We start from the raw sequence: 23,109 nt of genomic DNA on the forward strand, positions 1-23,109 counted from the left end.
GTCCCCTGCAACACGCCCCGTTGGGGGGACATGACGAAACTCCGGGGAAAGGGAGTCACACCGTGGCGAACATCAACGTCTCGTACGCAGACCTCGAGGCAGCAGCCTCCGACCTCAAGGCGGGTCAGGCGGACATCGAAGACCGTCTCTCCGCCCTGCAGCGCAAGATCCAGCAGCTCATCTCCGACGGCTACGTCACCGACAAGTCGTCCGTCGCGTTCGGCGAGTCCTACGACGAGTTCAACCGTGGCGTGACCCAGACCGTCCAGGGGCTCGAGGGCCTCTCGACGTTCCTGTCGAAGGCGTCGCAGACCCTGTCCGAGACGGACGAGTCGCTCGCTTCCGGCCTCAAGGGCTGACACCGCTGACGACCCCGTGTCCCGCGATCGCGTGGGGCACGGGGTCGACGCGGTTCCGGTGGCGGTGGCTTCCGGTTCGTGATCGGGGAGGGATTGTTCCGTGGCTTCGAGACTGCTCGTTGACCTGATGGGGCTCGGGGAGCTCCAGACCGACCTGTCGACCGTGCACAGCACGCTCGAACAGGCGCACAAGCGCGTCGATGCGTCCGACGACGAGATCGGCTCGGGCACCGTGCAGGACGCCCTGCACGACTTCGACCACCGTTGGGGTGACAAGCGCGACAAGATCAGCGACTCGACGAAGGCGCTGGCGGACATGCTCAGCGCGTCCGTCGAGACCTACACCGAGACCGACGAGCAGCTCGCACAGGCACTGCAGGTCAACGACGAGAACGGCGGCGGCGGACCCGCTGCCTCGAGGGCGGAGTAGTCATGGGGCGGCCGTCGGGGTGGGATGTCGTCGATCAGGGTGATGACCCGGTCAAGGGGGATCCGTCGACGTTGCGGATGATGTCGCGGGAGTACCAGCGCATCTCCGACGCGGCCGATGACGCCTCGACCCGGCTGAAGTCGGTCAAGGGGTCGGGGTGGCTGACCGACTGGGAGGGTGAAGCGGCCGATGTGTTCGTCGACGCGATCGAGGACACCCCGTCGGACCTGACCAAGCTCGTCGACTCGTACGAACTCGCCGCGACGGCGTTGTCGGGGTGGGCGGACACGGTCGATGACACCCAGTACCGGGCTGATGGTGCGCTCGCGGACGCGAAGGACGCGTCCGGGGACCTCGCCGCGGCGCAGGACCGGCTCTCCGATGCGCAGTCGAACCTGTCGCACTACCAGTCGGCGTCGTCCGACCTGTCGAAGGTCGCGGAGAAGTACCCGGCTGGCTCCGAGGTGCCGGACGGGGTGGACGTGCCGTCGCCGGCGCAGTTGCGGGCGGCGTCCGACAACGCTTCCGTCGCGCAGGGGTCCGTGTCGTCCGCGCAGGGCGACATCGCGGCGGCGCAGTCGCGGATCGACGCAGCGAAGCGGCTCGTGGCGGATGCGAAGGGTGACTGGCAGGACGCGGAGCAGCGGACCGCGACGAAGATCGGTGAAGCGGCTGACGCGGGGCTGGGGAAGCAGTCCACGTGGGACAAGATCTTCGGGTCCGAGGCGTGGGAGACCATCGTCTCCATCGCGAAGGTCGTCGTCGCCGTGGGCGGGATCATCGTCATGATCATCGGCGGGCCACTCGCCTGGATCGTGCTCGGCGCAGCCCTGCTCGTACTCGCCGACACCCTGTACAAGATGTCGAAGGGCACCGCCGATGGGTGGGACCTCGCCTTCGCGCTGCTCGACTGCATCCCGGGGATGAAGGGGATCACCACCGCGGCGAAGATCGGCGAGGAGTTCGCGAAGGGCGCCTCACTCGCTGCCAAGTTCAGCTCGGCCGGTCGACACGTCGCCTCGGAGAGCCGACAGCTGTTCGCGCCGGGTCTGCACCTCGTCAACAACCTGCGCCACGGTGCAGCCCTCCGCTCGGTCGAGTCGCTCCGCGCCCTCGCCGTGCACGGCGGTTCCGCGGCGGTCGGTGCACTCCGACGTCCGGGCGACGGCTTCATCGCCTCGGTCCGGTCGATGCCGGAGATCGCGAACAAGGCCACGCAGGCGTACTGGGACAACGGCGGGTCCTCCCTCGCCGAGCTCGCGCGGCACTGGCAGGGTGGCAAGGGCGGCTTCCAGAGCGGCTACCTCGGTGTCGACCGCTGGGCGAACGGCGACGCCGACTCGCTCGTCGGGCAGACGCTCCAGATCAGCGGTCCTGGCCACGGCAACTTCTACGTCCCTGACGGCACCATGCACGCCGGCGGCAGCGCCTCGAACTACAGCGAGTCCGTGCAGGTGGGCGTCCAGTCCCACGCCGGTCACGACGGCGTCCCGGCAGGAGCGTCCACGCACCCCGACTACCGCAACACCGGCGACAGCTACCTGGTGAACCAACCGCTGCCACACGCCGAGGGCACCGCGCAGGCGAACACCCAGTTCGGCGGTGGCGGGCAGCACCAGCTCTTCACGGACAAGTCGACGAGCGACCTGGTGAACACCGGCGTGCTCAGCCCGGTCGACCAGGCGGGGAACGTCGTCCCCGACGGGATGAACCAGGTGCTGATGGACCCGGCCACGCGGAGTCCACAGCCGGGGGTCCTCACGACGAACCAGTACGCGAACGCGCTGCACGACCTCGGCTCGCGCGGGCCGGCCGTCGCGGCGGGCATCGTGACGGCGCCGTGGGACATCAGCGAGGCGACGCAGTCCGTCCAGGACCGACTGCGGTGACCCGCAGCGGCGTCACCCGGGCGGGTCACGAGCTCCTGGACCGTTCACCGTCCTGGAACGCCCTGCCCGAGCGCGCCGCGGACGGCCGGTGGACCATCACCGACACCGTCGACCCACTGTGGCCGGAGTACGGCGCGAGCCTGCGACTGCTCAACGCCCTGTCGGACGATGGCCACGAGGTCGAGGACCTCGACGGCACGCTGTTCGAACGCGGGCGACAGGTCGTCGTCCCGCGCGCGGCGCTCGTCCACACGACTTCCGCACCCGCGGTCCTCGAGTCGGTGGCCCTGCCGGACTCGTTCCACGTCGCATCGTTCGCCGTCGACGGCCGGACCGACGCGAACATCGAGGACGGCTGGCGGAACGAGTACGAACCGCGCCGCTTCCGCACGACGTTGAGCCCGGACCGAGCAGCGATCGACCGCCACGAACCCGGGGTGGTGCCGACGACGGTGTCCCGCATCGAGAAGACCGTGGAACCCCTGCCGGCCGATGCCCGCGGAACGTACACCGTGCCGTCGACCGGCCCGTACGAACAGGGTTGGGGCAGACTCGCTCCGATCGTCCGCACGATCGGCGATCTCGGGTACGACGTCCGTCCCGACCTCGGCGCGTACACGACGCTGTCCGGTGTCGTCCGCCCGACGTGGGGCACCGAGATCCGCGGAGCCGACGACTGGGCCGATCTGCTCGCCCGGTTCGTGTTCCCGCAGGGAGTCCAGTCAGAGGTACTCTCCGACGGGTACGCGATCATCCGCGACATCCCCCACCCCGGCGACCCGCTGCACCCGACGTTCGCGCTCGTGTTCACACCCCCGACGGCGGCACGACCGAGCCTGTTCGCGAGGATCTTCTCCTGATGAGCACCACCACGAACCTCACCTCCGCACAGCGACGCGCCCTGATGGTGCGCTCGCGGTTCGCGTTCGCAGCTGCCGAGGTCGTCGCGCTCCGACACGACGAGCAGGGAATCCCACTCGGCGTCGTCAGCCCCGAGGGCATCCCCCTCGCGCTGGCCTTCACCGATCCCGCAGCGGCCGTCGCGCGCATCCCGGCCGGGGTCGCCGCGACGCCGCTGTCACTGCCGATGTCACGTCTGGTCGCCGGCCTGCCCACTGACTGGGGTCTCGTGCTCGACATCGACCAGCCCTACCCGCAGGTCGTGCAGCCAGACGAGAAGCAGACGGTCATCGCCGCGGGTGGTCCGTTCCCCGACGGCGCCGAGGTCACGCTCCGCCCGGCACCGTCCGCGTCCCAGGGGTTCTCCGACGCGCTCGCCGAACGAGCCCCGCTCACGCCTGGCGTGGTCCGCGTGTGGCTGTTCCGCCACGGCGTCGACATCGTGCCCGAGGACCTCATGGTCGTGGTGGCGACGGCGGACCGTGACGCCGCGTTCGCCTTCTCCGAGATCGTGTTCGAGGTCGCACGCGCGCACGACGTGCCGGTGCCGGTCCTCACCGCCTGGATCGACGAGCTCCCCGTCGAGCACGCCACGTGGGTGCGTCAGCAGCAGCCGCTCGCGCACGTCGAACGGCGCTGAGCCCGATGCACCGTGGGCGCCCGGCGGTCGTGGCCCAGCGGGTCGGCGGAGCCGGCACGCAGTGCATCTCCAGCGACACACTCCGCCAGCGCGAGGCCACGGGCTCGGTACGGTTCGTCATCGACCCGGCGGGCCCGTCCCGCGCCGCTACGGAGTTGCTCCCATCTCCTCGGCCGCCGGTGCTCGCCACGCTCCGGTCCGTGACGCCGACGCCGCTCGGGACGGCCGCCGGCCTCTGGGCCGCGATCACCGCCGACACCGTCTCGCCCGGGCGGTCGCTCATGCTCCGTTCGGGTCGGTGGTCGCTCCCCGTGGTGCTGGCCCGAGACCCCCGGGCGACGACTGCGGCGATCAGACATGCCCTCGGCGACCGCCCGCACCCGGCGATCTTCGTGGTGGAACGTCCCGGAGGGCTGCCGCGGCCGTGGCGGGCTGGAGCGCAGGCAGCGATCGAGGCTGCATTCTTGTCCTCCTGACAAATACCGTGGTACGGTCGAGCCATGGCAGTCGAACTCAGCACCTGGGACGCCCAGGGCAACCAGACGACAGCGACGTTCTCCACCATGCGGTTCCCCGCCGGTGAAGCCCACGTCAAGGTCGCGAACGACACCGCCGAGCCGGGGGGACTCACCGAGATCGCGACCCTGCGCGGCACGAGCGGCGACGACCTGATCATGCTCGGCATGTGGGCGGACGCCGTGCGGCAGCGCGGATCGAAGTCCGTCGCGCTCGTCCCTTACCTGCCCGGTGCCCGGCAGGACCGCGGCTTGCCGTTCGGCGCGAAGGTCTACGCGGACGTCCTCAACGGCTTCCACCTCGACCAGGTCATCGCGTTCGACCCTCACTCGCCGGTCATCGTCGGCCTGGTCGACAACCTGACCGTCGTCACGAGCGAGCAGGTCGTCCGTGACGCCGTGGTCGGCGCACCCGAGCACGACGGCGGCGACCCGTACACCGGCATCATCGCTCCGGACAAGGGCGCGGTCCCCCGTGCAACCGCGGTCGCCGAGGCGTGCGGGCTGCCGCTCTACCGGGCCGAGAAGCACCGCAACCCCGACACCGGCAAGCTCGACGGCTTCACCTGCGAACCCCTGCCCGACACCGGCCGGTTCCTGGTGGTCGACGACATCTGCGACGGCGGCGGCACGTTCATGGGGCTCGCGGGCTCGACGGGCCTGCCCAAGGAACGCCTCGGCCTCTGGGTCTCGCACGGCGTCTTCTCCGGCCGGGCAGCACAGCTCGCCGACCACTTCGGCGAGATCGTCACCACCGACTCGTACCCGGCGCAGAACGCCATCGACGGCCTGCGCACGATCGCACTCACCCCCTACCTGACGGAGCAGATCCGATGACGCAGACCACGAGCACCACGACCACCGCGAACGCCGGAACGACCACGGGGATCGAGCCGCGCATCACCACGGCGAGCCCGATCGCGCCGCTGCTGGCCGTCGACGGCTACAAGCACTCGCACCGACAGGTCTACCCGGCCGGCACCACCCGCATCCTGATCAACTGGACGAACCGGTCGAACGCGCACATGCCCGAGTCGACGCACGCCGTGGTCTTCGGGCTGCAGGCGTTCATCCAGCGCTCGCTCGTCGAGGCCTGGGCACCGTTCTTCGCGGCGGACGAAGACGAGGTCGTCCGGCTCTTCGACGAAGCACTGCAGAGCTACTTCGGCGCGAACCACATCGGCACCGACCACGTCCGGGCCCTGCACCGCCTCGGCTCCCTGCCCCTCGAGATCCGTGCGCTGCCCGAAGGCACCCTCGCCCCGATCGGTGTCGCGACCCTCACCGTCGAGAACACGATCGACGAGTTCTACTGGCTGCCCAACTACATCGAGACCGCCCTGTCGGCGTCGATCTGGCACCCGTCGACGGTCGCGACGAAGGCGCTCGAGTACCGCGACCTGATGGAGGACTGGGCCGCCCGCACCGGCGCGGTCCCGGCCGGCATCGACTTCGCCGCGCACGACTTCTCGTTCCGTGGGCAGTCGAGCATCGAGTCGGCCGCAGCGGGTGGCGCGGGCCACCTCCTGTCGTTCCTCGGCACCGACTCGATGCCGTCGCTCGACTTCATCGACCGCTACTACCCGGGCGACAACGGTTGGGTGGCCGCGAGCGTGCCCGCCACCGAGCACAGCGTGATGTGCGTCCGCGGCGCCGACGGCGAGCTGGCGACCTTCAAGCAGATCCTCGACGTGTACCCGACGGGCATCGTCTCGGCGGTCAGCGACGGCTTCGACCTGTTCAAGGTCATCACCGAGACCCTGCCGCAGCTCAAGGACCGCATCACCGGTCGTGACGGCAAGCTCGTCATCCGACCCGACTCGGGCGACCCGGTCGACATCGTCACCGGCACCGTGCACGGTGTCGACCAGGCCGAACTGTTCGCCGCTGACCGCAGCCACGAGCAGAAGGGCGTCGTCGAACTGCTCGACGAGATCTTCGGGCACACCGTGAACGAGCAGGGCTTCAAGGTCCTCGACCAGCACATCGGCGTCATCTACGGCGACAGCATCACGCTCGACCGTGCCCGTCGCATCTACGAGCGCCTGGCCGCCAAGGGGTACTCGAGCGACAACATCGTGCTCGGCATCGGGTCGTACACGTACCAGTACATGACCCGCGACAACCTCGGCAGCGCGGTCAAGGCCACATGGGCACTCGTCGACGGCGAGCCCGTCGACATCCAGAAGGACCCGAAGACCGGCAGCGGCAAGAAGAGCGCGAAGGGCCGCATCGCCCTGCACCGCGACGAGACCGGCGAGATCCGGCAGACGGACCAGGCCACGGCCGACGACGAGGCGACCAGCCTGCTCCAGCCGGTGTGGGTCGACGGCCGCTTCACGCGCCTCCAGTCCTTCGCCGACGTCCGCCAGACGCTCCGCGACGAGCGTTCGGCTCGTGCCACCCGCCGGGGGGCCACCGCGTGACCGATGCCGCAGCGGCGATCCGCGACCAACCGCTCATCGCGATCGACGTCGTCCCGGTGTCCTTCGTGACGACGGACGGTCTACGGGTCGCCACCGCGCGTCGGGCGTACGCACCGTTCGCCGGACAGGAAGCGCTCCCCGGCGTGCTCCTCGACGGCACCGAGATCCTCGCCGACGGTGCGCGGCGCGCCCTGCGGACCAAGACCGGCGTCGGCCCGGCAGCGGTGCGCCACCTCGCGCAGGTCGGCGCGTTCGACGGACCCGACCGCGATCCACGGAGCTCCGCGATCAGCATCGCGTTCCTCGCGGTCATCGACCCGGCAGCACACGCCGACGCGACGTGGCACGACGTCGGCGCGCTGCCGCTCGGACTGCCGTTCGACCACGACCGGATCGTCGACTCGGCGCTCGAGCGCGCACGGGGCCTCCTCTGGTCAGACCTGCCGTTCACACGAGCGCTGCTCGGCGATCCGTTCACCACGGCGGACGCCGCTCGGCTGCGGATCGCCCTGACGGGGACCACACCGGATCCGGGCAACCTCAACCGGACGCTCCGTACGAACACCGCGCTTGCCCGGGTCGACCTCCCAGCGAGTGCGGGACCCCGGGGCGGGCGTCCCCCGGCAGCCTGGACGTGGCAGGACTGAGCACGGTTGGGTGGACCCATGTCCTCTTCCTTGTCCGGTGACGACTCCCTGCACCTGCCCGAGTTCGACGCACCCCCGGCGTCGCCGCTCGACCTCGCGCAGCGGTGGCTGGATGCCGCGGACGAACGCGACGTCTCCGAGCCGAAGTCGATGACCCTCGCCACGGCCGGAGCGGACGGCCGAGTGTCCGCCCGCACGGTCGACGTGAAGCGGCTCGACGACCGCGGGCTCGTGTTCGGCACCTCGACGCTGAGCCCGAAGGGTCGTCAGCTCGCCGACAACCCGCACGCGGCACTCCAGGTCTACTGGCGCGAGACGATGCAGCAGCTCCGGTTCGAGGGCCGGGCCGTGCAGCTGTCCGACGACGAATCCGACGTGCTGTTCGCCGACCGGTCGCCGAAGTCCCGCGCCGCCACCGCCATCGCGGACCAATCCGCCGTGCTCGAACCGCGGACGCTGCAGGACTTGATCGACGACGCCAACGTGCTGCTCGACGAATCCGACGACGCCGTCCCACGGCCAGCTGGGTGGGTCGCGTGGCGGCTCGAGCCCGACGTCGTGGAGTTCTGGCACGGCAGCCGCGACCGGATGCACCGCCGCCTGCAGTACGTGCTCGCCGACGGCGCCTGGTCGGCCACCCGCTTGCAGCCGTAGTCGAGTCCGCTCCCGGTCAGTCCCGCTGCCACCACGATGGCTTCGCGGACTCGACGGTGATCGTCAGCGACCGGGCGTCGTCGGACTTCCTGCCCACCACGAACACCGTCGCCGTGGGGTCCGCGGCCAGCACGCGCCACACCGGCCACGTGTGCGGACCGAGCTTCGGGTCGTACCACGGCCCCGGTCCGTTGTCGGTCTCGACCAGCACACGTCGAACGCTGGCAGGGTCGAGGTCGGGGACGCCAGCAGCCCGCGCCTGCGTGAGGACACGAGCGACACCAGCATCGACGGCCGTCGTCCGCGCGGCCCGGGCCAGCCGGAGCCGGCGTCGCGTGACCAGGTACCCGAGGGCGATGAGCCCCGCGGCAACCAGCACCGTGCCGACCAGGACCACTGCGGTACCGCGGTCTCTCGGCCGGTCCGCGACGACGACTCCCCCGACGAGGACCGCCCCGCCGAGCAACAGTCCGGCGCCTCGGATGCGCCTGACTAGCCGGAATGCACGGCGCCAGGTCTGATCCGCGTCGAGGACGTCCCCGAGGTCGACCGTGACCTCACCCGTCGCGCCGCCCCCGCCCGTCTGCACCCGTCCAGTCTCCCGCACCCCGCACCGGCGCCGCTCCGGCTGGTGCGAGGTTGACCACTCCGTGCGCGCTTCTTGCGCTGCACGGAGTGGTCAACCTCGCACCGAGTAGGTCCGCCGTCCGCCGCGCAGCCCCTACCGTCCGATCGGGTTCGCCATCGCCCCCGCCCGGATGAGCGACGACGACTGGTCCGCCAGGTCGACCATCGACAGGGTGTTCCGCAGCTGCAACCGGTTCAGGCAGGAGTGCTCGAACGTCGGCACCCGCAGGTCCAACGGACGGCGGCGGTCCGGGTGCGCGGCGGCGTGCGCGTCGATGCACTCCCCCACGACCTCCCAGAACCGGCCTTCCGGCAGCACTCCGTCGTCGTCGAGGATCGCCGCGACGAACCGCAGCACCCCGTCGAACACGTCGGTGAACACCGCGAGGGCCGCTTCGTCGTCGGACACCGGGTGCACGATCCGGTCGATGTCGGCGGGCACGGGGCGATCGTCGTGCCGCCCGAGCACCGCGGCTTCCTCCCCGATGTCCTTCATGACGGCACGGACCACGGCACCGTCGCGGACGACGAGCACGAGGTTCTCGCCGTGCGGCATGAACACCAGGTCGTGCACGGTCAGGCAGTGCACGACCGGCAACAGGTAGGCGTCGAGCCAGCGCCGCACCCACTCATCGGCAGGCAGCCCCGATGCCTCGATCAGCGCCGCCACGACGGCGTTCCCCGAGGCGTCCCGGTGCAGCAGCGCCGCCATCGTCAGCAGTCGCTCGCCCTCCGCCAGCCGCGGGATCGGGCTCTCCCGCCACAGGGCCGCGAGCATCTTGCGCTGCGGCGACGACACGTCGACCCGGTGGTACGCGTCGCCGGTGTAGCCGATGGCGGCGTGCTCCCGGAGCACCGAGAAGCCGGCGGCAGTCAGCGTCGGGTCGGCGGCGACGATCGACTCGACCCAGTCGTTCACCGCCGGAGTGTTCCGCATGTACGCGGGCGACATCCCCCGCAGGAACCCCATGTTCTGCACGGCGAGCGCCGTCTTGACGTACGAGCGCGTCGGGTCCGAGTGGTCGAACGCGGTACGGATCGACTGCTGGGGCTGGTACTCGTCCGGCCCCTCGCCGAGGTCGACGAGGTCCTGCCGCCCCAGGTCGGGTGCGAACGTCACGGCGATCCGGTGCTGCCACTGCCAGGGGTGCACGGGGATCCACACGTAGTCGTCGGGGTCGAGGCCTCGACGTTCCAGCGTGGCGCGGAACCCGGCGATGGTCTGCGGGTCGAGCTCGGCCGCCCAGTGGTCGCGCTCGGTCCGGTCCGCGGCGAGCGCCAGGTGCGTGTGCTCCCGTCGGGCGGCGAACCACCGGTACCGGAACCGACCGCCGACCTCCGGCGCGAAGGCCCGGTACTCATCGAGTCCGAACCCGATCCGCCCGTTCGCGGCGACGAACGCCGGGTGGCCCTCGGTCATCGCTGCCTCGACGTCCTGGAACGAGGCGACGGCAGCCTCGACGGAGTCGCCCGTCCGCCCACGCGCGAGCTGCGCGGCGGACGGCCCGCCCCGCCGGTGCTTCGCAGCAGCGCTCGCCAGGGTCGAGGCGATCTCCTCCAGGTACGTCCCGAGCAGCTCGTCGGGGATCCCGAGCACCTCGTGCAGTTCGAGCACGAAGTCCTGCGCACTGAGCGACGCCGGCGTCCCAGCGCGAGTGCGCGTCAGCGAGGCTTCGTCGATCGACCAGTGTTCGAGCACGTGCTGCCGTGCGTGGAACCGGTAGGTCGAGTCCCCCGCGTCGAGCCGCCACCCCTCCCCGTCCGGCACGGGTGCGATCAGCCGCTCGTGGGTGAACTCGGCGATGGCCTTCGCCACCAGGTGTCGTTCGGCGGGTTCCAGGTGCTCGGGTCGCAGGTGCGCGGCCGGACCGTCGTCGTCGGGCACGCCGATCCGGTCGGTGTCGAGCACGGACAACAGTGCCCGCTTGCCGTCGACGTCGACCTGGCGCAGTGCGCGGAAGCCCACCTCGGCGTTCTTCGCCTGCACCGCGGTGTTCCGCACGTCCGGCTCGACGACGACCCGCCGCGCGCCGAGGACGTCGCGGCAGTGCTCGACGACGGCGCGCATCACGGCGCTCGTCAGTCCGTGCACGCGGCCGCCGGCCGGCACCGGTGCGACGAGCAGGTGCATGCCGACGTCGCCGGGCTCCGCCGCCCACACGTCGGTGAGCAGGACGGCGGCGGGGTCGTAGGTCTCGACCAGGAAGCACGGCTCACCGTCGCGTCGGCCGAGCCACGCAGCCTGCGCCGGGTCCGCCTGCACGCCGGTCAGGTAGTCCCGGACGCCGTCCACGTCGAGGTCGCCCATCTCCCACCACGACGACGCCGGGTGGGCGAGCCACGACTGGACGACGGCGGCGTCGCGTTCCGGGTCCACGGGTTCGACGGCCAGGAGGCCCGGAGCGACTCCGGCAGACACCGTCGCCTCGGGCGCACCGGCCGGTGCACTGCTCGTCACGTGCGCGCTCATGCGGGCACCTCCGTGCGCTCGGTCGCCTGCCGGGCCGGCGCGCGGTGCGCACCGGCGGGAGCGGCGGTGGACTGGTCCGTGGCGGGCAGGCCGAACTCCTGGAAGGCGATCCGGGCCTCCAGGCCGTACACGGGGCGACCCGTGACGGACCGGATGATCGACGCGTTCCGCCACGCACCCATGCCGAGGTCGGGCGCGGTCAGGCCGTGCGTGTGCTCCTCGGCGTTCTGCACCCAGATGCGTCCGCCGAGCGTGTCGACGTGGTGATCGCGCGCGACGGCCAGGCGACCACGGGAGTCACGGGCGACGAGGTGCTCGACGGGGTCGAGGAACCGTGGCGTGCGCGGCGTGTAGCCGGTCGCCAGGACGAGCCGCTCGACCTCGTGCTCGTACGTCTCGCCGAGCTGCTCGTGGCGGAGCGTCAGCCGGTACGTCCCCCGGTCGGCGAGCCACTCGGCGTCGACGACACTCGTCTCGGTGCGCAGGGTCGTCGGGATCGGGCCTCGAGCGCTGATCCGGTACAGCTGGTCGTAGAGCTCGTCGACCAGGTCCGCACTGATGCCCTTGTACAGCCCGCGCTGCTCGCGCCCGAGACGGTCGCGAGCATCCTCGGGCAGGCCGTGGAAGTGGTCCGTGTACTCCGGACTCGTCATCTCGAGCGTGAGCTTCGTGTCCTCCATCGGGAAGAACCGCGGCGACCGGGTGATCCAGTCGAGTCGGTAGCCGTCTTGGCGCAGGTCCTCGAGCAGCTCGCGGTAGACCTCGGCAGCGGACTGCCCGCTGCCGACCACCGCGATCGAGGCGGCGCCGCGGAGCGCGTCGCGGTTCGGCAGGAACTCGGCGGAGTGGATCACCGGTCCGGCGATCCCACGCAGCGGGGCGGGGACCGACGGCTCCGTCCCGATGCCGACCACGACGTGGCGTGCGCGGTACGTCTCGGGACCCTGATCGGTCTCGGCGTGCACCGTGAACACGTCCGTCGCCGTGTCGTGCTCGACGGCCGTGACGGACCGGCCCCACCGGAGCGTGTCGAGCCGGTCGGCGGCCCACCGGCAGTAGGCGTCGTACTCGCTGCGCAGGGGGTGGAAGTCCTCGCGGATGTAGAACGGGTACAGGCGGCCGGTCTCCTTGAGCCACGCGAGGAACGAGAACGGCGAGGTCGGGTCGGCCATCGTCACCAGGTCCGCCATGAAGGGCACCTGGATCGTGGCGTCGTCGAGCATCATGCCGTGGTGCCAGGCGAAGCCGTCGGCGGCGTCGAGGAACACCGCGTCGAGGTCGTCGAGCGGGTCGGTGAGGCAGGCGAGGCCGAGGTTGAACGGGCCGATGCCGATGCCGATCAGGTCGTGGACGGGCTGCTCATCGTGGCTCATCGGATCGCTCCTTCCGTGGTGGTGGTGACGGCTCGGACGCGCGCGGCCGTCGCGGCGACGTGCTCCAGCGAGGCGCGCATCTGCGCCGGGGTGGTCTCGGGGTTGAGCAGCGTCAGCTTGTTGCAGGGTCGGCCGTCGATCACGGTCTTCGCGATGAGGACCCGGCCCTCGGCGAGCAGCGCCGCACGGATCGGTGCGACGAGCGCGTCGGCTTGCTCGTCGGTCACCCCGGCCGGCTGCCAGCGGAAGAGCACGGTGCTGAGCTGCGTCGGGGCGACGAGCACCAGGTCGGGGTGCTCCTCGACGATCCGGTGGGTGGCGGCGGCGAGGTCGATGACGGCGTCGAACGCGGTGCCGATCGCGTCGGCCCCGGTCGCGCGCAGCGTCGCCCAGAGCTTCAGGGCGTCGAAGCGGCGGGTGGTCTGCAGCGACTTGTCGACCTGGTTCGGCTCGGCGGCGTCCTCGGGGTTGAGGTAGTCGGCGTACCAGGCCGTCCGGCGCAGGTCGGCCGGGTCACGGACGAGCAGCGCACTCGAGGACACCGGCTGGAAGAACGACTTGTGCAGATCGGTCGTCACGCTGCGCGCCCGCTCGATGCCGGCGAGCAGGTGCCGACGCGTCGGGGAGACGAGCAGTCCGCAGCCGTACGCGGCGTCGACGTGCAGCCAGACGTCCTCCAGATCACACACGTCGGCGATCGGCTCGATCGGGTCGATGACCCCGCGGTCGGTGGTGCCGGCGGTCGCGACGACCGCGATCGGGGTACGGCCCGCTGCCCGGGTCGCGGCGATCGCCTCCGCGAGGGCTGCCGGTCGCATCCGACCGGCGTGGTCGGTGGCGACGTCGACCACGGCCTCGAGGCCGAGGAGGCGTGCCGACTTCGCGATGCTGAAGTGGGTCTCCGCCGTCGTGAACACGGTGCCGGCGACTCCGACGGCTTCGCGTGCCAGCAGCAGCGCCTGCAGGTTGGACTGCGAGCCACCGGAGGTGAACACCCCGTCGCCGGCAGCGAACCCGGCACGACGGGCCAGCCAGTCGACCACGTGGCGTTCGATGTCCGTGCCGATGCGGGACTGGTCCCAGGTGTCGACCGACGGGTTCACCGCGGCGAGGACGGACTCGGCGGCGACCGCGGGCAGTGCGACCGGGCAGTTCAGGTGCGCGAGGTAGCCGGGGTCGTGGAACCACACGGCCTCGCGGACGAACAGGTCGTCGAGTTCGGCGAGCGCCTGTGCCGTCCCGACGGGAGCGGCGTCCAGGTCGACCGCGCGCACGCGGTCGTGCAGCGCGTCCGGGGCGGTCGCGGTCGTCGGGCGGTCGACGGTGGCGAGTCGGTCGGCGAGCTGGTCCACCGTCGACCCGACGGTCGACCGGTAGCGCTCGGCGTTGGCAGTGGTCAGCAGTTCGATGGGTGTCACGTTAGGTAAGGCTAACCTCACCTGCTTTTCGGTGTCACCCGAACAGGGGTGGACTCCCAGGTCTCGGGCGTGGCGAGACGTCCTCGTGCCCGCGACGAACGCACCCCGCCGGGGAACCGGCGGGGTGTACGGACGTTCAGCCAGCTCTGGCTAGAGCTTCTCGATCGGCGCGATCTTGATGAGCAGCTTCTTGCGGCCCGCGGAGTCGAACGCGATCTCGGCGATGCGCTTCGCGCCCTGGCCGGTCACCGCCGACACGGTGCCCTCGCCGAAGTCGACGTGCTTGATCCGGTCGCCGGCGACGAGTTCCATGTCGCCGTTGTCGCGGACCTGGCCGGACACCCGGTTCGCCCACTCGGTCTTCGGGCGGGTCTTCGACGCAGCGGCCGCGCGGTCGTACGAGCCACCGCCCCAGCCGCCACCGCCGCGGTAACCACCGCCACCGCCGCCGCCGATGCCGCCCTCGCGCTTCGCGTTGAGCGCACGGGGCTGCGTGCCACCACGGCTGTTCGCCATGCCCGGCGACTGCTTCCACTCGATGAGCCCCTCGGGGATCTCCTGCAGGAAGCGCGACGGCATGGCGACGTTGACGTCACCGAACTGGGCGCGGGTCATCGCCAGCGACAGGAACAGGACCTTCTTCGCGCGGGTGATGCCGACGTAGAACAACCGGCGTTCCTCCGACGGACCACCCGGTTCGTTCGCGGACATCCGGTGCGGCAGCAGGTCTTCCTCGACGCCGGTCAGGAACACAGCCTCGTACTCCAGCCCCTTGGCCGTGTGCAGCGTCATGAGCGACACCGTGCCGGACGAGTCGTCGAGCTCGTCCGCCGCTGCGACCAACGAGACCTCGGTCAGGAAGTCCGTCAGCGTGCCCTCGGGGTTGTTCTTCTGGAACTCGCGCGTCACCGCCACGAGCTCGTCGATGTTGTCGGCCCGGGCGGCGTCCTGCGCGTCGGGCGACTTCCGCAGGTTCTCGAGCAGGTGGGAGCCGTCGAGCAGCTGGGTCAGGGTGTCGACGACCGGCTGCGTCGGGGCCTTCTCGGACACGGAGTCCAGCAGCGCCGCGAACTCAGTGATGGCGTTCCGCACCTTCGGCCCGAAGCCGAGCTCACCCGCGTGCCGCAGGGCATCACGCATCGTGGTCTCGTGCTCGTCGGCGTAGCGCTGCAGGGTCGTCTCGGTGACGGAGCCGATGCCGCGCTTCGGCACGTTGAGCACACGACGGAGCGCCATCGGGTCGGCGGGGTTCGCCACGGTGATCAGGTACGCCATGGCGTCCTTGATCTCGGCGCGCTCGTAGAACTTCGTGCCGCCGAGCACCCGGTACGGGATCGCGGCACGGATGAAGATCTCCTCGAGCGCACGGGTCTGCGAGTTCGTCCGGTAGAACACCGCCATGTCGCGGTAGTCCATGCCGTCCTCGCGCAAGCGCTGGATCTCGTCGGCGACGAACTGGGCCTCGTCGTGGCCGGTGTACCCGGTGAAGCCGACGATCTTCTCGCCCGCGCCGACGTCGGTGAACAGGTTCTTCGCCTGACGGTCGAAGTTGTTCGCGATGACGGCGTTCGCGGCGTCGAGGATGGTCTGCGTCGAGCGGTAGTTCTGCTCGAGCAGGATCACCTTGGAGTTCGGGAAGTCGCGCTCGAACTCGACGATGTTGCGGATGTCGGCCCCGCGGAACGCGTAGATCGACTGGTCCGAGTCGCCCACGACGGTCAGGGACGCTCCGGCGATCGACCCGTCGCGCTCGCGCATGCGGGCGACGTGCTGGCCGGAGTCCTCGAGCTTGTCGACCTGGTCGACCGGCACCGGACGCGTGAGCTCGCGGATCAGGGAGTACTGCGCGTGGTTGGTGTCCTGGTACTCGTCGACCAGGATGAAGCGGAAGCGCCGCTGGTAGAGCGCAGCGACCTCGGGGAACGCCCGGAACAGGAAGACGGTCTGGCCGATGAGGTCGTCGAAGTCGAACGCGTTCGCCCGGCGCAGGTCGTTCGTGTACCGACGGAAGACCTCGGTGAACATGACTTCCTGCGGGTCGTTCACGTTGATGTTGCGCGCGTACGAGTCGATGTCCTGCAGCTCGTTCTTGAGCTTCGAGATCTTCGACGCCGCGGCGCCCACCGTGAGCCCGAGCGTGTCCGCCTCGAGGTCCTTGATGATCCGCTTCAGCAGGGCCTTGGAGTCGGCGGAGTCGTAGATCGTGAACGACTGCGCGAACCCGAAGCGCTCGGCCTCGCGCCGGAGGATGCGCACGCACGCCGAGTGGAACGTCGAGATCCACATGCCGTCGGACTCGCCACCCACCAGGGCCCGGACGCGCTCACGCATCTCGGCCGCGGCCTTGTTCGTGAAGGTGATCGCGAGGATCTGCGACGGCCAGGCTTCACGGTTGGCGAGCAGCAGCGCGATGCGGCGCGTGAGGACGCTCGTCTTGCCGGATCCGGCACCGGCCACGATCAGCAGGGACTCGCCGCGGTACTCGACGGCTTCCTTCTGCTGGGGGTTCAGACCCGCGGTGAACGGGTCTTCGTACGCACGGGCACCGGCGCCCGGCTCGGGCGTCGATTCGAAGGGGTCGAGCACGATCGTCATGTTCGGGACAGTCTAAGCGGGACCCCCGACAGCCGACCGGGCGAGGACCGCCAGGTCGGTGTGGTCCGCGAACACCCCGTCGAGGCCGGTCCGGATCACCGAGGTGTACCAGCGCTCCCAGTCGCCGAAGGCCGCGACGTCCCCACCGCGGCGCAGCGGCCCGGGCAGGAACCGGTTCTCCGGTCGGAGCGTCCACGTGTACACCGCGAGGCCCACGGCGTGCGCACGGTCGACGATCGCGCTCCGGACCGGCGTCGGGTCCTCGAGCGCGACGCTGTCCACCCCGGCCATCAGCGTGCCGAGGTCGACGCTGATGCCGTGGAACTCGGTCGCGAACGACGCGAGCGCGTCCTCGGAACGCTCCGCGGCGTAGGTGGGGGCGAGCGATCCGTGGGACGCGACCTCGTCGGCGGCACTGCCACGGGCCTCCTGGAGGTACACCAGCCGACCACCCGTGTGCCGCTCGCGCAGGTCGCGGAGCACGCCCTTCTCGAAGCTCTCGACCGTGAGCCGCTCGTCACGGCGCCACCCGGCGTCACCGAGCGTGCGGTCGACGAGTTCGCCCATCGGGAAGCCCGCGCGGTCGAAGAACGCCGCGTGCTTGACCTCGGCGACCAGCCCGACCGGACGAGGCGCGGCGTCGAGGATCGCGAGCAGGTCCTCGAGGCGCAGGATCGGCTCCTCGCCGTCGTGCTCGGCCGACCCGGGCCGCAGGGCGGGCAGACGTTCCCGGGTGCGGAGCGTCTGCAGCTCGGCCCAGGTGAAGTCCTCGGTGAACCAGCCGGACAGGCTCTGGCCGTCGACGGTCTTCGTCGTGCGCAGGTGCCGGAACTCCGGGTGGTCCGCGACGTCGGTGGTGCCGGACACCTCGTTCTCGTGGCGGAGCACGAGCACGCCGTCCTTCGTGGGCACCAGGTCCGGCTCGATCGCGTCGGCACCGAGCTCGATGGCGAGTTCGTACGCGCTCCGCGAGTGCTCGGGGCGGTAGCCGGACGCACCGCGGTGGGCGATCACGAGGGTCATGGCGCGACCCTACTGGGCCAGGGTGACGGCGGACCGTCCTGTGTCGCGGGACACACGCGCCCGGCCGGAGCCCGTGCATCTCAGCATCGGCGCTGACCATCGCTGCATGACCGTCCGATCGCTCTCCACCGCCGTCGAGGCCAGGATCGACCGTGCCGCCCGCCGACTGCTCGACGCCGGGCACCAGCCGCACCGGCCCGTCCGGCTGTTCGTCACCGAGTTCCTGGTGTTCGGCGCGAAGCAGGCGTGGGCGTGCGCGTTCGGGGCGCTGCTGCTCGGTTCGATGGCCGTGGCCTCGCTGACCGTGCCGGCGGCGTTCCGGAACGACGCGCTGACCGTCGTGGCGGTGCTGCTGCAGCTCGGCATGCTCGTGTTCGGGCTCGAGACCGTGCGGGAACTCCGGGTCGTCCTGCTCTTCCACGTCGTCGGCACCGCCATGGAGGTCTTCAAGACGCACATGGGCTCGTGGTCGTACGAACCCGGCGGGCTGTTCGTGATCGCCGGGGTTCCGCTGTTCTCCGGGTTCATGTACGGCGCGGTCGGGTCGTACATGGTCCGCGTGTACCGCCTGTTCGACCTGCGGTTCGACCGGTACCCGCGGCAGTGGCTGCTCGCCGTCGTCGCTGCCGGCGTGTACCTGAACTTCTTCGGGCACCACTTCCTGCCCGACGCCCGCTGGGTCCTGCTCGCACTCATCGTCCTGCTCTTCGCCCGCACGACCATGCGCGTCCGGATCCACCGATCGACGATGCGCATGCCGGTGCTCGTCGCCATGGGACTCGTCGCCGTGTTCATCTGGTTCGCCGAGAACGTCGCGACCTGGGCCGGAGCGTGGAGCTACCCCGCGCAGCTCGCCGTCTGGCACCCGGTGGCCCCGACGAAGATCGTCGCGTGGTTCCTGCTCATGACGATCTCGGTCGCGCTCGTCACCTGGCTCTACCCGGCGGTGCCGTCGGGCTCGGCGCTGCCGTCCGGCTCGGCGCGTTGGACGGCGGACTCTCGACGACTTCGAGGCGCGCGCGCAGCGGGTGCCCATAGGCTGCCGTCGTCAGGGCCTCCGGGCCCGCGTCCGCTCGCCGCGAATCCTCAGCCTTCCGCGACCGAGCGCACCTAGGCTGAGAGGACTCATATCTCCTAGGAAGAGGACACCATGGCCTTCAAGCCCGGTTTCGACCAGTCCCCCGCCTTCAACGCCCAGGGACCCAACACCTGGGGCGGGCGTGGCGCTGGTCAGCAGCAGGCCGGCTGGGGACAGACCCCGCAGCAGGCACAGGGCGGGATGACCCCCGAGCAGCTGCAGTACATGTACGACCGCCCGGCGGCATCGACGGTCGACACCGACCGCATGTCGTACGAGGACACCATCGTCAAGACGCTGCTCGCCTTCGGCGTGCTGCTCGTCGGTGCGGTGGCCGGTTGGAACCTGCCCCCGATCGTCTGGATCGTCGGCGCCGTCGTCGGGTTCGTCCTGGCGCTCGTGAACACCTTCAAGAAGAAGCCGTCGCCGGGTCTGGTGCTGACGTACGCGTTCTTCGAAGGCCTGTTCGTCGGCGGGATCTCGAACTATTTCCAGACCGCGTTCCCGCAAGCGGACGGCATCGTCGCGCAGGCGGTCTTCGGCACGCTCGGGGTGTTCGGCGTCACGCTGCTCCTGTTCCTGTCGGGCAAGGTCCGTGCGACCCCGAAGGCCACCCGCTTCTTCCTGATCGCAATGGTCGGGTACATGGCGTTCTCGCTGGTGAACCTCGTCCTGATGTGGACCGGCGTCACCAGCACGGCCTTCGGGCTCATGGGCACGACGATCTTCGGTATCCCGCTCGGCGTCCTCATCGGCATCTTCGTCGTGGTCATGGCGGCGTACTCGCTGATCCTCGACTTCGACCAGATCAAGACGGGCGTCCAGCGCGGCGCTCCGAAGATCTACGCGTGGACCGCGGCGTTCGGCCTCATCGTGACGCTCGTCTGGCTGTACCTCGAGATCCTGCGCATCCTCGCCATCGTCGCGAGCAGCGCGCGCAACTAGCACCACCGCGTCCACGAAGGGTCCCGGCGCTGTGCCGGGGCCCTTCGTCGTTTCCGGGGTGCTGTGGGCGGGAGCGGCGGCAGCGCCAGTGGTCGCAACACCCCGCCGGTCGCCCGGCGAGTGGTCACGAAGTGTCGCCCGGGCCGGGGCCAATCGACAGTTCGTGACCGCTCGGCACCGGGCCCGCGGGGTGTTGTCGCCACTCGACCACCCCCAGCAGCACCCATTCCCCCGGCAGCGCCGCCCCCGGACGCGCGGAGGCCCGGCACGCAGGGCGTGCCGGGCCTCCGGTCGTTCAGGGGAGCGTCACTCCCACTCGATCGTCCCCGGCGGCTTCGACGTGACGTCGAGCACGACCCGGTTGACGTCGGGCACCTCGTTCGTGATGCGGTTCGAGATCTTCGCGAGCACGTCGTACGGCAGGCGCGTCCAGTCGGCGGTCATGGCGTCCTCGGACGAGACCGGACGGAGCACGATCGGGTGCCCGTAGGTCCGGCCGTCACCCTGGACACCCACGGAGCGGACGTCGGCGAGCAGGACGACCGGGCACTGCCAGATCTCCCCGTCGAGGCCCGCTGCGGAGAGTTCCTCGCGCGCGATCTTGTCGGCGGCGCGGAGCAGCTCGAGCCGCTGCTTGTCGACCGAACCCACGATGCGGATGCCGAGCCCCGGTCCGGGGAACGGCTGGCGGCCGACGATGACCTCGGGAAGGCCGAGCTCGCGACCGACGGCACGGACCTCGTCCTTGAAGAGCGCACGGAGCGGCTCGACGAGCTCGAAGGTCATGTCCTCGGGCAGGCCGCCCACGTTGTGGTGCGACTTGATGTTCGCGGTACCCGCTCCGCCGCCGGACTCGACGACGTCGGGGTAGAGGGTGCCCTGCACGAGGAACTTGACCTCGCCGTCGTCACCGTCCCCACGCGCCTCGAGCACGAGTGCCTCGGCCGCGGCCTCGAACGTGCGGATGAACTCGCGCCCGATGATCTTGCGCTTCTGCTCGGGGTCGCTCACACCGGCGAGGGCGTCGAGGAACTGCTGCTCGGCGTCGATCGTGATGAGCCGGACACCGGTGGAGGCGACGTAGTCCTCTTCCACCTGCTTGCGCTCGTCGGCACGGAGGAGCCCGTGGTCGACGAAGACGCAGGTGAGCTGGTCACCGACGGCCTTGTGCACGATGGCTGCGGCGACGGCGGAGTCGACACCGCCGGACAGCCCGGCGATCACGCGGTTCGACCCGACCTGGGCCTGGATCCGGGCGACCTGCTCGTCGATGACGTTGCTCGAGTTCCAGTCGCCGGGCAGACCGGCGGCGCGGTGCAGGAAGTTCTCGAGGACGGCCTGGCCGTGCTCGGAGTGCTTCACCTCGGGGTGCCACTGCACGCCGTAGAGCTTGCGCTCGTCGGACGCGAAGGCCGCGACGGGGGTCGACGCGCTCGACGCGAGGACCTCGAAGCCCTCGGGGGCCTTCGCCACGGAGTCGCCGTGCGACATCCACGTGACCTGGGACCCGGGCTGCCCGCCGAGCAGGACGCTGTCGGTGCCGCTGACGTCGACGGACGTCGCGCCGTACTCACGCAGGCCGGTGTTCGCGACCTCGCCACCGAGGGCGGTCGCCATGGCCTGGAAGCCGTAGCAGATGCCGAGCACGGGGACGCCGAGGTCGAGGATGTCGCCGTCGAGGGTCGGTGCACCTTCTTCGTACACGGACGACGGACCACCGGACAGCACGATGGCTGCGGGGTCCTTCGCGCGGATCTCCTCCGCCGTGATGGAGTGCGGGACGATCTCGCTGTAGACGTTCGCTTCACGGACCCGACGCGCGATGAGCTGCGCGTACTGGGCCCCGAAGTCGACGACGAGGACGGGACGCTGTTCGGTCTCGCTCACCGAGCGGCCTCCTTCTCACGCTGCTGGGCAGCGATCAGCTCGTGGTAGGTGTCCATGGCCTTCTGCTGCATGCGGTGTTCGACCACGAAGGACATGAACGGGATGATGCCACCGAGGGCGATGAGCAGGAAGCGGGAGGGCTTCCAGCGCATGATGCTCCACAGACGGAAGTCCGTGAAGAGGTAGAGGACGTACAGCCAGCCGTGCGCGATGAGGATCGCGATCGACAGGTTGAACGTGCCGGGTGCTTCGCCGGCCGTGCCGTTCGGCACGAAGAACGGGCCGTTGCCGAGCTGCATCTCGAGTTGGAGCGGCGTGTACTTGATGATGACCTCGATCACGAGGGCCAGCAGCAGCACACCGGTGATGTACGCGGAGACGCGGTACCACTTCACCGCACCCGGGATCTTCGGGATGTCGCGGGTTCGGACGGTCAAGGCCATGACGACCAGCCTACCGTCGGTCCGCGAGTGCCCCGTCGACGCTGAGGGCAGCCTCACGCCGCTCCTCTTCCTCGCGCTCCCAGGCGTCCTTCACGAACCGGTACCAGAGGAACACCGCGAAGCCGGCGAAGACGACCCACTCGATCGCGTAGAACAGGTTCAGCCAGTCGAACTGGACCTCGCGCGACGGCGCCCGGTCGGCGATGGTGCCGAGGTCGGCGGCCTGCGCGGTGGCACCGTCGGCGACGACGTACCCGAGGTACATCCGGTCGTCGAACGCCTTCCACGTGTTCACGAAGCGCGCGGGTGCCACGGCGGAGTACTCCGCCTGCTTGTAGGTGTCCTGGTCGGGCGACTCGGCGGGGTAGTACCGGCCCTGAACCGTGAGCGTCTGCCCGTCCGTCAGGCGGTCACCACCGGCGACGGCGGCCGACCGTTGGTCGGACCACCCGATGACGACCGGGAGGCTCGCCCCACCATCCGAGTCCACCAAGTGCCCGACGGTCTGGTACGTCCCACCCCCGGTGCGGCCGGTCAGGATCGTGGTGTCGCCGGCGACGAACGTGCCGGTGACGGTGACCTTCTGGCCGGCGATGGTCTCGCTCGCGGGTTCTTCCGGGGCGGTGACCGCATCGAGCGTCTTGCGGGTCTCGGTGGTCGCCGGCAGCGGCTTGCCGTTGGCGATGCTCCGCTCGAGCTGCCACTTGCCCAGCCCGGCGAACACCGCCGCGAGCACGAGCGCCAGCAACAGCAGCGCGATCCACCTCGGTCGTCGGGCAACGGCCCACAT

General features: G+C 70.4%; 21 protein-coding genes. 12 read left to right on the forward strand and 9 right to left on the reverse strand.

Annotation, left to right across the window (positions count from 1 at the left end):
* The first annotated feature begins 62 nt into the window (after positions 1 to 62).
* From EDF28_RS01285 to EDF28_RS01330, 10 genes are all read left to right on the forward strand, one after another.
* On the forward strand, positions 63 to 359 hold the full coding sequence (locus EDF28_RS01285) for a WXG100 family type VII secretion target (RefSeq protein ID WP_071404660.1): 297 nt from the start codon (positions 63 to 65) through the stop codon (positions 357 to 359).
* Between the two features lie 100 nt (positions 360 to 459).
* Positions 460 to 789 (forward strand): DUF6507 family protein, encoded by a 330-nt coding sequence (locus EDF28_RS01290; protein ID WP_123936922.1) that lies wholly within the window; start codon positions 460 to 462, stop codon positions 787 to 789.
* 2 nt (positions 790 to 791) lie between these two features.
* The gene (locus EDF28_RS01295; RefSeq protein ID WP_395874777.1) at positions 792 to 2,678 is read left to right on the forward strand and encodes a WXG100 family type VII secretion target; all 1,887 of its coding nucleotides are present in this window, start codon (positions 792 to 794) and stop codon (positions 2,676 to 2,678) included.
* Positions 2,675 to 3,538, forward strand: coding sequence for a hypothetical protein (locus EDF28_RS01300; RefSeq protein ID WP_123936924.1), 864 nt, complete (start codon positions 2,675 to 2,677; stop codon positions 3,536 to 3,538). The genes EDF28_RS01295 and EDF28_RS01300 overlap by 4 nt, the downstream gene beginning before the upstream one ends.
* Entirely contained in the window at positions 3,538 to 4,218 is a 681-nt protein-coding gene (locus EDF28_RS01305; RefSeq protein WP_123936925.1) for a hypothetical protein, read from the forward strand. Before EDF28_RS01300 ends, EDF28_RS01305 begins: the two co-directional genes overlap by 1 nt.
* Before the next feature lie 200 nt (positions 4,219 to 4,418).
* Positions 4,419 to 4,694, forward strand: coding sequence for a hypothetical protein (locus EDF28_RS01310; RefSeq protein WP_123936926.1), 276 nt, complete (start codon positions 4,419 to 4,421; stop codon positions 4,692 to 4,694).
* Between the two features lie 24 nt (positions 4,695 to 4,718).
* On the forward strand, positions 4,719 to 5,570 hold the full coding sequence (locus EDF28_RS01315; RefSeq protein ID WP_123936927.1) for a phosphoribosyltransferase family protein: 852 nt from the start codon (positions 4,719 to 4,721) through the stop codon (positions 5,568 to 5,570).
* Positions 5,567 to 7,159, forward strand: a complete 1,593-nt coding sequence (locus EDF28_RS01320; protein WP_123936928.1) for a nicotinate phosphoribosyltransferase — start codon at positions 5,567 to 5,569, stop codon at positions 7,157 to 7,159. The genes EDF28_RS01315 and EDF28_RS01320 overlap by 4 nt, the downstream gene beginning before the upstream one ends.
* Positions 7,156 to 7,806 (forward strand): NUDIX domain-containing protein, encoded by a 651-nt coding sequence (locus tag EDF28_RS01325; protein WP_123936929.1) that lies wholly within the window; start codon positions 7,156 to 7,158, stop codon positions 7,804 to 7,806. Before EDF28_RS01320 ends, EDF28_RS01325 begins: the two co-directional genes overlap by 4 nt.
* Before the next feature lie 18 nt (positions 7,807 to 7,824).
* Entirely contained in the window at positions 7,825 to 8,460 is a 636-nt protein-coding gene (locus EDF28_RS01330; protein WP_123936930.1) for a pyridoxal 5'-phosphate synthase, read from the forward strand.
* Between the two features lie 16 nt (positions 8,461 to 8,476).
* Here EDF28_RS01330 and EDF28_RS01335 read toward each other — a convergent pair whose 3' ends face one another.
* The 6 genes from EDF28_RS01335 to EDF28_RS01360 all read right to left on the reverse strand — a co-directional run bounded on the left by EDF28_RS01335 (position 8,477) and on the right by EDF28_RS01360 (position 17,966).
* A complete protein-coding gene (locus tag EDF28_RS01335; RefSeq protein WP_123936931.1) occupies positions 8,477 to 9,049 on the reverse strand; it encodes a hypothetical protein in 573 nt (190 codons plus the stop codon).
* 132 nt (positions 9,050 to 9,181) lie between these two features.
* Positions 9,182 to 11,557, reverse strand: coding sequence for a GNAT family N-acetyltransferase (locus EDF28_RS01340; protein ID WP_123936932.1), 2,376 nt, complete (start codon positions 11,555 to 11,557; stop codon positions 9,182 to 9,184).
* Positions 11,554 to 12,930: a lysine N(6)-hydroxylase/L-ornithine N(5)-oxygenase family protein gene (locus EDF28_RS01345; protein ID WP_123936933.1), complete on the reverse strand. Its 1,377-nt coding sequence runs from the start codon at positions 12,928 to 12,930 to the stop codon at positions 11,554 to 11,556. The genes EDF28_RS01340 and EDF28_RS01345 overlap by 4 nt, the downstream gene beginning before the upstream one ends.
* Complete coding sequence (locus EDF28_RS01350) at positions 12,927 to 14,348, reverse strand: pyridoxal-dependent decarboxylase (protein WP_123936934.1); 1,422 nt, start codon at positions 14,346 to 14,348, stop codon at positions 12,927 to 12,929. The genes EDF28_RS01345 and EDF28_RS01350 overlap by 4 nt, the downstream gene beginning before the upstream one ends.
* A gap of 150 nt (positions 14,349 to 14,498) precedes the next feature.
* Positions 14,499 to 16,943: an ATP-dependent helicase gene (locus EDF28_RS01355; protein ID WP_123936935.1), complete on the reverse strand. Its 2,445-nt coding sequence runs from the start codon at positions 16,941 to 16,943 to the stop codon at positions 14,499 to 14,501.
* Between the two features lie 12 nt (positions 16,944 to 16,955).
* A complete protein-coding gene (locus EDF28_RS01360; RefSeq protein WP_123293190.1) occupies positions 16,956 to 17,966 on the reverse strand; it encodes a glycerophosphodiester phosphodiesterase family protein in 1,011 nt (336 codons plus the stop codon).
* Between the two features lie 106 nt (positions 17,967 to 18,072).
* Here EDF28_RS01360 and EDF28_RS01365 point away from each other — a divergent pair, with 106 nt between their 5' ends.
* Positions 18,073 to 19,080, forward strand: a complete 1,008-nt coding sequence (locus tag EDF28_RS01365) for a DUF817 domain-containing protein (protein ID WP_123936936.1) — start codon at positions 18,073 to 18,075, stop codon at positions 19,078 to 19,080.
* Between the two features lie 36 nt (positions 19,081 to 19,116).
* Positions 19,117 to 19,989 carry a Bax inhibitor-1/YccA family protein gene (locus EDF28_RS01370; RefSeq protein ID WP_123936937.1) on the forward strand — a complete coding sequence of 291 codons (873 nt, stop codon included), beginning with the start codon at positions 19,117 to 19,119 and terminating at the stop codon, positions 19,987 to 19,989.
* Between the two features lie 306 nt (positions 19,990 to 20,295).
* Here EDF28_RS01370 and guaA read toward each other — a convergent pair whose 3' ends face one another.
* From guaA to EDF28_RS01385, 3 genes are read right to left on the reverse strand one after another with little or no spacing between them, the layout of a single operon-like run.
* Complete coding sequence (guaA, locus tag EDF28_RS01375; RefSeq protein WP_123936938.1) at positions 20,296 to 21,876, reverse strand: glutamine-hydrolyzing GMP synthase; 1,581 nt, start codon at positions 21,874 to 21,876, stop codon at positions 20,296 to 20,298.
* The gene (locus tag EDF28_RS01380) at positions 21,873 to 22,319 is read right to left on the reverse strand and encodes a DUF3817 domain-containing protein (protein ID WP_111083416.1); all 447 of its coding nucleotides are present in this window, start codon (positions 22,317 to 22,319) and stop codon (positions 21,873 to 21,875) included. The genes guaA and EDF28_RS01380 overlap by 4 nt, the downstream gene beginning before the upstream one ends.
* 10 nt (positions 22,320 to 22,329) lie before the next feature.
* On the reverse strand, positions 22,330 to 23,109 hold the full coding sequence (locus EDF28_RS01385) for an SURF1 family cytochrome oxidase biogenesis protein (RefSeq protein ID WP_123339494.1): 780 nt from the start codon (positions 23,107 to 23,109) through the stop codon (positions 22,330 to 22,332).

This window comes from Curtobacterium sp. PhB137 (genome assembly GCF_003814955.1).
In the GTDB taxonomy this organism is placed as follows: Bacteria; Actinomycetota; Actinomycetes; order Actinomycetales; family Microbacteriaceae; genus Curtobacterium.

Bases quoted from the DNA above. Each gene is read 5' to 3' on its own strand.
- EDF28_RS01320 (WP_123936928.1), top strand. From the start codon at position 5,567: ATGACGCAGACCACGAGCACCACGACCACCGCGAACGCCGGAACGACC.
- EDF28_RS01365 (WP_123936936.1), top strand. From the start codon at position 18,073: ATGACCGTCCGATCGCTCTCCACCGCCGTCGAGGCCAGGATCGACCGT.
- EDF28_RS01380 (WP_111083416.1), bottom strand. From the start codon at position 22,319: ATGGCCTTGACCGTCCGAACCCGCGACATCCCGAAGATCCCGGGTGCG.
- EDF28_RS01355 (WP_123936935.1), bottom strand. From the start codon at position 16,943: ATGACGATCGTGCTCGACCCCTTCGAATCGACGCCCGAGCCGGGCGCC.
- EDF28_RS01385 (WP_123339494.1), bottom strand. From the start codon at position 23,109: ATGTGGGCCGTTGCCCGACGACCGAGGTGGATCGCGCTGCTGTTGCTG.
- EDF28_RS01340 (WP_123936932.1), bottom strand. From the start codon at position 11,557: ATGAGCGCGCACGTGACGAGCAGTGCACCGGCCGGTGCGCCCGAGGCG.
- EDF28_RS01305 (WP_123936925.1), top strand. From the start codon at position 3,538: ATGAGCACCACCACGAACCTCACCTCCGCACAGCGACGCGCCCTGATG.
- EDF28_RS01315 (WP_123936927.1), top strand. From the start codon at position 4,719: ATGGCAGTCGAACTCAGCACCTGGGACGCCCAGGGCAACCAGACGACA.
- EDF28_RS01345 (WP_123936933.1), bottom strand. From the start codon at position 12,930: ATGAGCCACGATGAGCAGCCCGTCCACGACCTGATCGGCATCGGCATC.
- EDF28_RS01295 (WP_395874777.1), top strand. From the start codon at position 792: ATGGGGCGGCCGTCGGGGTGGGATGTCGTCGATCAGGGTGATGACCCG.
- EDF28_RS01330 (WP_123936930.1), top strand. From the start codon at position 7,825: ATGTCCTCTTCCTTGTCCGGTGACGACTCCCTGCACCTGCCCGAGTTC.
- EDF28_RS01360 (WP_123293190.1), bottom strand. From the start codon at position 17,966: ATGACCCTCGTGATCGCCCACCGCGGTGCGTCCGGCTACCGCCCCGAG.
- EDF28_RS01370 (WP_123936937.1), top strand. From the start codon at position 19,117: ATGGCCTTCAAGCCCGGTTTCGACCAGTCCCCCGCCTTCAACGCCCAG.